This is a genomic window from Marinilabilia sp. (genome assembly GCF_016278715.1).
Taxonomy (GTDB): domain Bacteria; phylum Bacteroidota; class Bacteroidia; order Bacteroidales; family Marinilabiliaceae; genus Marinilabilia.
Map to the genome: position 1 here is coordinate 13,062 of NZ_JADQBH010000152.1, position 6,979 is coordinate 20,040.

Consider the following 6,979-nt stretch of genomic DNA (forward strand, 5'->3'; position numbering starts at 1 on the left):
GGACGGTGCCCCGGGCTATGATTAGTTGGGCTTTCAGCCCGTTTTTCTGTTTCTCAAAGTTTTAATCGCAAAAAAAACTGGTGGATATTCCAATAACACGTTTCCCTCTTAAGATCGAAGAGCAAAAAACCAACAACTAACAGCTCCATACGCTCCCCCCTCCTGAATTAGCCTCGACTCAATGAAACATTTAGTCATTTTTTTTCGTACATTCGTCACGGAATTTACGTGTTTCATCACAAAGAATTATCAACTCAAGTAACCCGGCGACAACCACAGCCCCAAGCAGGTTGCCCCAATAAAAAAGATGAAGTATGAAGAAACTTTTACCCTCACTCGCAGTTCTTTTGGTATGGTTTACCACTATTTTTAATGTTCAGGCACAAGAGCCTGTGGTGGATACATATTTTCCTGGGCAAAATGCACCAGATGTTGCACTGGATGTGGAATTGAGCCTGAATTTCATTAACAACATTAAATATAACTCCTCAAGTACCTCCAAGTATATTAAAATAGTAGAAACGAACAACCCTACAAATGAATTACTAAAAGTTTTGATTGTTGACGGGGTAAAAATAGATTTTTCAGGGAGCATTGGATTAATTAACAATACTCTAACTCTTACACCCTCTTCAGCACTTGAGCCTGAGACTCAATACTCTATTATTATTCCAGAAGGTGCATTAGAGGATTTCACGACGTCAACGCCCTTCTCCGGCATTGACGACATCAATACAATCTGGCGATTCACCACCGTTTCTCGCCCGGCCCCTTCTTCAAAATATCCGGTTCACAATGCTATTGGGGTTACCGGACTGGAAACGCTTACCCTCACCTATAATGAAGAAATTGCATTTGCACCGAATAAAAACCTGAATATCTATAAAACTGGCGGAACTCTTTTTCAGACCATCAACACAACCTCCAACCCGGATTTACTGAACATCACCCTCTCCGGAACTGACTATATCATTGAAATATCTCACGAAGCCTTCGCAGGAAATCAGGAGTATTACGTAAATGTGGACGAAGGATTTGTAACCGCCGTAAACACAGGTGTTGGTTCTGCCGGCATTGCCGGAAGTACTGAATGGTCGTTTACCACGGTTGCCGAAGAGTTCAGTTTTTATTCCATTGGGCCAGCCAGCACGCCCGAAGGAATTGTTCACGCCAATACCCCGCTGTCAATTACCTACAGTGAAGCGGTCACACTTAGAGACAACAAAAACGTCATCATTTATTACAGTGGCACCGAAAACATTTTTCAAACCATCAACACGACAAATGATGCCGCTCTGTTCAGCTATGATCCCATCAATTTTAAGGTGACCATCAGCCATGACAATTTCCCGGGAGATACCTCTTTCGATATCGAAGTGGAAGAAGGACTGGTTACTGCCGATGACAACAATATTGCTTCGGAAGAAATTGGTGGATTAGCCGGAGTGTGGAGTTTTAGAACTGCGGCTCCACCATCCCTTCAGTCGGTAACACCTATAAACGGCGCAACCAACGTTTCCGGAAATCAACTACTGGAAATCACCTATGATCAGGATATCGTTCCCGGAAATAATAAGAACCTGTACATCTATACCGCAACAAATGAACTGGTCCAAACCATCAACACACAAACCCACGGAGCCAGCTTTACCGCAACCAACAACTCATTAAGCATCAGCCACGATGCACTACCGGGGAATACTCAGTTTTACATACTGATGGATGAGGGATTGGCCCTTTCTGCCACCACCCAGATCGAAGCTGCCGGCATCAGCAGCGAAACCAGCTGGACTTTCACCACCACCAGCGGGCCACAGACTGAACTATTTACCCCTGCTGCCCTTGCAACCGGAGTATCGGTTACGGCTCCTTTTGCCATTGATTTCAATGAAAACATTGCACCCGGAGCTATCGGGAATATTACCATCAGGCTGAGTGATGAAACATTGGTGGAGGCCATTCCTTTCGACAGCGAGTTGCTCACTTTCAGCAATGATATTCTAACCATCAACCATTCTGCTCTTACACCAGAAACAACCTATCACATCCAGATCGACAACAATGTGGTGGTATCGGATGCCACCGGAACACCCTGGGAGGGCATCAGCGACCAAAGCTGGAGTTTTACGACTGCAGGAGCACCCTCAATAAGCAGTTACTACCCCGAAAACGGCGAATTATCAGCTCCTGTAAACCAACCACTGGTACTGACTTTCTCTGAATACATTAAACGGGGAAACACCGGCTATTTGCAAATCAGAAAAGATGATGGCACCTCAAGCGGAATGGCTTTTAAAACGTTTTCGTTCGACGATCCCGGCCTCACATTTAATAACAATGAACTAACTATTACCCATGACCTGCTGCAACCCGCAACCACCTATTTTGTAAAAATCGACAATGGTGTGATCTTGTCGGATGGTACCGATGTTGCTTTTGAAGGCATCTCAGATAACAATCAGTGGCGTTTTACCACAGCTGAGGCCCCAACAACCCTGTCCTTCGACCCCGCCAATGCAAGTGTATTAACATCAGCAACCAATGACCTGGTGATAACATTTTCCGAAAACATAGAACTTGGAACTTCGGGAGCCCTCCGGATTAAGTATGCCACCGGAGCAAATGAGACATTTCAGTCCATCGCTTTCGACAACACCGGAAACATCAGCATTATTAATAATGTTATGAGTATTTCACATCTGGAGTTTCCACCCGGTGAAAGCTATTTCATCCTCATTGACGCAGGTTTTGTTAGGTCAACAGCCAGCGGAGTGGCATATTCGGGAATTCAGGAAACCTCCTCCTGGACCTTCACTTCACCTTCGGGGCCAGTCATTAGTACCTATCAACCCGTCAACAATTCCATTGACATACCGGTGGATGCTGAACTGACCCTCACTTTTGACCAACCTATTGCAATAGGAACGGGCAACATGATTCTTCACGATGAACTGGGTGGAAATGCAGTAACCGTACTTGCTAATTCTTCTCAAATAGCCATTGTTGGAAATGACTTGATTTTTTCGAATCTGGATATGCCGCATGAAGAAACCCTCTATGTCACCATGGATGCAGGATTTGTGAAATCGGCCGATACGGGTTTTGCTTTTGCCGGCATCACCGATGTATTGGAATGGACTTTCACCACCCTTCCGGAACCTCCGGCATGGACAACCGGCTACCCTGTGTTTAATTCTATCACCACCGACAATATCAATCTCGACCTTCAAACCAACATCAATGCCCTCTATTATTTTGTTATTTCTGACAGTGAGGCGGCTCCTACTGTTGAGCAAATAGCCGGCGGACTACTGGCCAATGATGTAACCGCCCCTGTATCAGGCAATGGAACATTGACAGGAGGAATTCCTCTGACACACAACAACATTGATATTTCAGGACTTACTTCCGGAGTCAACTATTACATGCACCTGGTTGCCAAACATCCAACCAAAGATCTCTATTCCAAAAGAACAAGTCTGCTGATAGATAAGGTGGCACCGGTTACCACTGTGTTTCCTGCCGATGGCACCGACTATTTTCCGGAAGATGGTACAATAAAAATCACTTTCAACGAGAAAATTTTCAATGCTTCGGGTGTTGAATACGACAATACCAATTTAACCGGATTAATTGCACTCACCCTCACCACGGGCAACACACCCGTTGCCCACTCGGCAAGCATCGATGCATCAGGTCGTGAAATTACGGTAACACCTTCCGTAAATCTGGATCCACGCACCAATTACACAATTACCGCTAATCAGGTGTACGACCTGATCGGTAACGGACAGATAGCTGCAACAACCACGACCTTCACCACCAATCAGGTGTACACCTGGACGGGAGGAGGAACAGGCGCTACTGCATGGTCAGATCCGGCCAACTGGGAAGGTCAGCCGCAGAATGGATTTACAGATGGCAGCGTTTACATCCCGAATACGGTAACAACCTATCCGGAAATCTCAACCAACACTTCCGTTCATAACCTAAACATTGAACCGGGTGCCGTGCTGACCCATTCGGCAGGAACCCTGGTGGTTACCGGAGAATTGAGACTGCAATCTACAGCCAATGTAAATGCCTCTTACATTTATATCGGAGGTACCCTTTCCGTGGCTGACGATAGTGTGAAGATTGAGCAGGCAGTTTCGGCTAATAACAGGAACTACAACATCGCTTCTCCTACCAGCGGAGCCTCTAAAACAGCTATGGGCGTAACCAATAATCTGTACAAGTGGAACAACAGTACCGGGCTGTACGAAACGGTAGGAGAATCCGAAATTCTCCTGCCTGGCAAAGGTTACATCATGAGAAGCGAGGTGGGGAAAATTATCTTTTCCGGAAGCATCAACCAGGCAGATGTGAATATTCCGGTCAGCTGGTCACCCGCGGGAAAAGGCTGGCATCTGGTAGGTAACCCCTTCACCGCCTCAATTGATTGGGTCAACATCACCAAAAACAATGTAGCAGACGGATTCTGGTTGTGGGATAACAACCAAAGTGTTTATGGCGTTTACAATCAGGAAGTGGGGACAGGAGTCAATCTTGCATCGTCAGTGATTCCGTCTAACCACTCTTTCTTTGTGAAAGTGCCTGCCGAACTGCGTCACCTTGAGTCATCTATCACCTTTGAGATTGCTGATGCACAAACAAACCAAAATTCGTACCTCAAATCGGCTTCTTCACCCCGCGTACTGAAAATTGCAGGAAGCAATGGCGAAGTCAGAGACGAAACGGCAATTGTGCTCCATCCGGAAGCCTCGGATGACCTGGACCACCTGGACACCGAAAAAATGTTTGCCAAATCTTCGCAAACCATTGAGCTGTATACCCCGTTAAGTGGCCCAAGCATTGCTATTAATGCCATTCCTAATGATGAATGGAACGAGAAAATCATTCCTCTTGGTTATTTTGCCAACAACACTGGCAGTTACCTCATTGAGGTTACCGAAATGGCCATTCACGACATTGACCAACTGCTCCTTACCGACCACATCGAAAACGAAGAATGGTTATTGACCGAAGATTCGCCCTACGCTTTTAGTGTGGATACCAAAGGAACCAACGAATCCCGATTTACTCTGAAGCTGGTAAGAAATTCGATTGCTACTGCCAACCAGCAACCGGAAAAACAGGATGAGAAATGTCTGGTTTACTCACAGCATTCGCAAATTGTGGTAGAAACACCCAAACTACAAAACCTCACCTATCAACTCAACGACATGAGCGGACGCATTCTTGAAAACGGAAAACTGTCCCCCAATGCCCCGAATCGCATTGATACACCAAATACCGGAGTGTATGTGCTTACCATCATGTCGGACCAGGGAAAAGAACAACACAAAGTAGCGGTGGAGTAATTCAGAAAAACAAGAGTCTGAGGTTAAGGTTAAGGAATTCTTTTGAAAAAAAATTTTCTTAACCTTCACTTTTTATAAGCCCTGATGAAGTTGATATCAAGACTTCGGCTTCGCTAAAGCAGGGTACTAATCTCATGATGTCCCCACCCCAACCCTCGTTCAAAAAGGGGGAAGCGTTGCTAAACCTTTATCTGCCCCTTACAGGGCGCAAATGATGACCTGGACCTCTTGTCCCGGGACGTTGCCCCGGGCTATTATTAATTGGGCTTTCAGCCCGCTTTCCAGTTTCTTACCGTTCTATGAGAATAATTTTCTGTGCCATCTGCGGATTGAACAAAATCAGACATATAAGAAAAGTTTTAAATTAACTCTGTGCGACTCTGTGCCTCCTCCGTGCAACTCTGTATAACAACCGCGTTGCGGAGCAACCTCTGTTCTCCTCCGTGTTCTCTGTGGTTAAACCCGGTTGTATACCCTCTTTCTACCGTTGTTATCTGCCCTTTCAGGGCGCAAAAAATGACCATCTCCTCGTTTCCCGGGACGTTGCCCCGGGCTATGGTTGGTTGGGCTTTCAGCCCGTTTTTATGCACCATGCCTTTTCTCTCTGCTCCACAAAAAAACTTATCTTTGCAAAAAACACCCACTTTGAAAAAACAAATCAACACACCGGGGCCAAGTTCCGCGAATTTGCCTGCCAAAGAATCGCTGGACATCATCGGTTCTGCATGCCGGGATTACTTTCAAAAATCCAACAAGGACCTAAGCATCGAAGTCTGGAGCAATATTGCAGAGACCGATCTCATTCCGGTTCATTACCTCTTCCGTCCTTTTAACGAGATGCCTACCCTGGAGCAGGACGCCCTGAAACAATGCCGCGGAAAAGTACTCGACGTAGGTGCAGGCGCAGGCTCCCATGCCCTTTGGCTACAAGAACAGGGATTTGAGGTGACGGCACTGGAAATTTCCCCCGGTGCCTGCGAAGTGATGCAAAAACGTGGCATTCAAAATATTCTGGAAAAGGATTTTTTTAACCTTCCCGAGGAAGTCCGCTACGACACCCTGCTGATGCTCATGAATGGCATAGGCATCGTTGGCACCACCGACAAACTAAAGGGGTTTTTCAATGTTGCCCGAAAACTTTTGAAACCCGGTGGTCAAATATTGGTTGACAGTTCCGATTTACGTTACCTCTTTCTGGAAGACGACGGCAGCATTCTCATCAACCTCAACGATCATTACTACGGTGAAGTGGAGTACCGCATGAGTTACAAAGGACGGAAAGGCCGCCGGTTCCCCTGGCTCTTTATTGACGACCAACTGATGGAGTACCATGCCGAAAAAAGCGGCTTCCGCTTCGAACGAATCGTTGAGGGTGATCATTACGATTATCTGGCCAGGCTAACGGTGGCTACCTGAATCTTAGAAATTTCGCAAAAAGATGATTACCCTGTTTCTCCGTGCCCTGTGTGGTTAAACCTCGTTGCGCAAGCAACCTTCATACCTTTCTTTTTATGTTTTTACCTGCCCTTTCAGGGCGTCAAAATTGACATGAACTTCTTTACCCGGGACGTTGCCCCGGGCTATGGTTGGTTGGGCTTTCAGCCCGCGGTTCTGTT

At 46.2% G+C, this 6,979-nt stretch carries 2 protein-coding genes; both read left to right on the forward strand.

Annotated elements, in window-relative coordinates:
• The first annotated feature begins 314 nt into the window (after positions 1-314).
• Positions 315-5,363, forward strand: coding sequence for an Ig-like domain-containing protein (locus QZZ43_RS09820; RefSeq protein WP_291858421.1), 5,049 nt, complete (start codon positions 315-317; stop codon positions 5,361-5,363).
• A gap of 645 nt (positions 5,364-6,008) precedes the next feature.
• The gene (locus tag QZZ43_RS09825; protein ID WP_291858423.1) at positions 6,009-6,779 is read left to right on the forward strand and encodes a bifunctional 2-polyprenyl-6-hydroxyphenol methylase/3-demethylubiquinol 3-O-methyltransferase UbiG; all 771 of its coding nucleotides are present in this window, start codon (positions 6,009-6,011) and stop codon (positions 6,777-6,779) included.
• Positions 6,780-6,979 lie beyond the last annotated feature (200 nt).

Coding starts and splice junctions, on each gene's coding strand:
- QZZ43_RS09820 (WP_291858421.1), top strand. CDS start 315: ATGAAGAAACTTTTACCCTCACTCGCAGTTCTTTTGGTATGGTTTACC.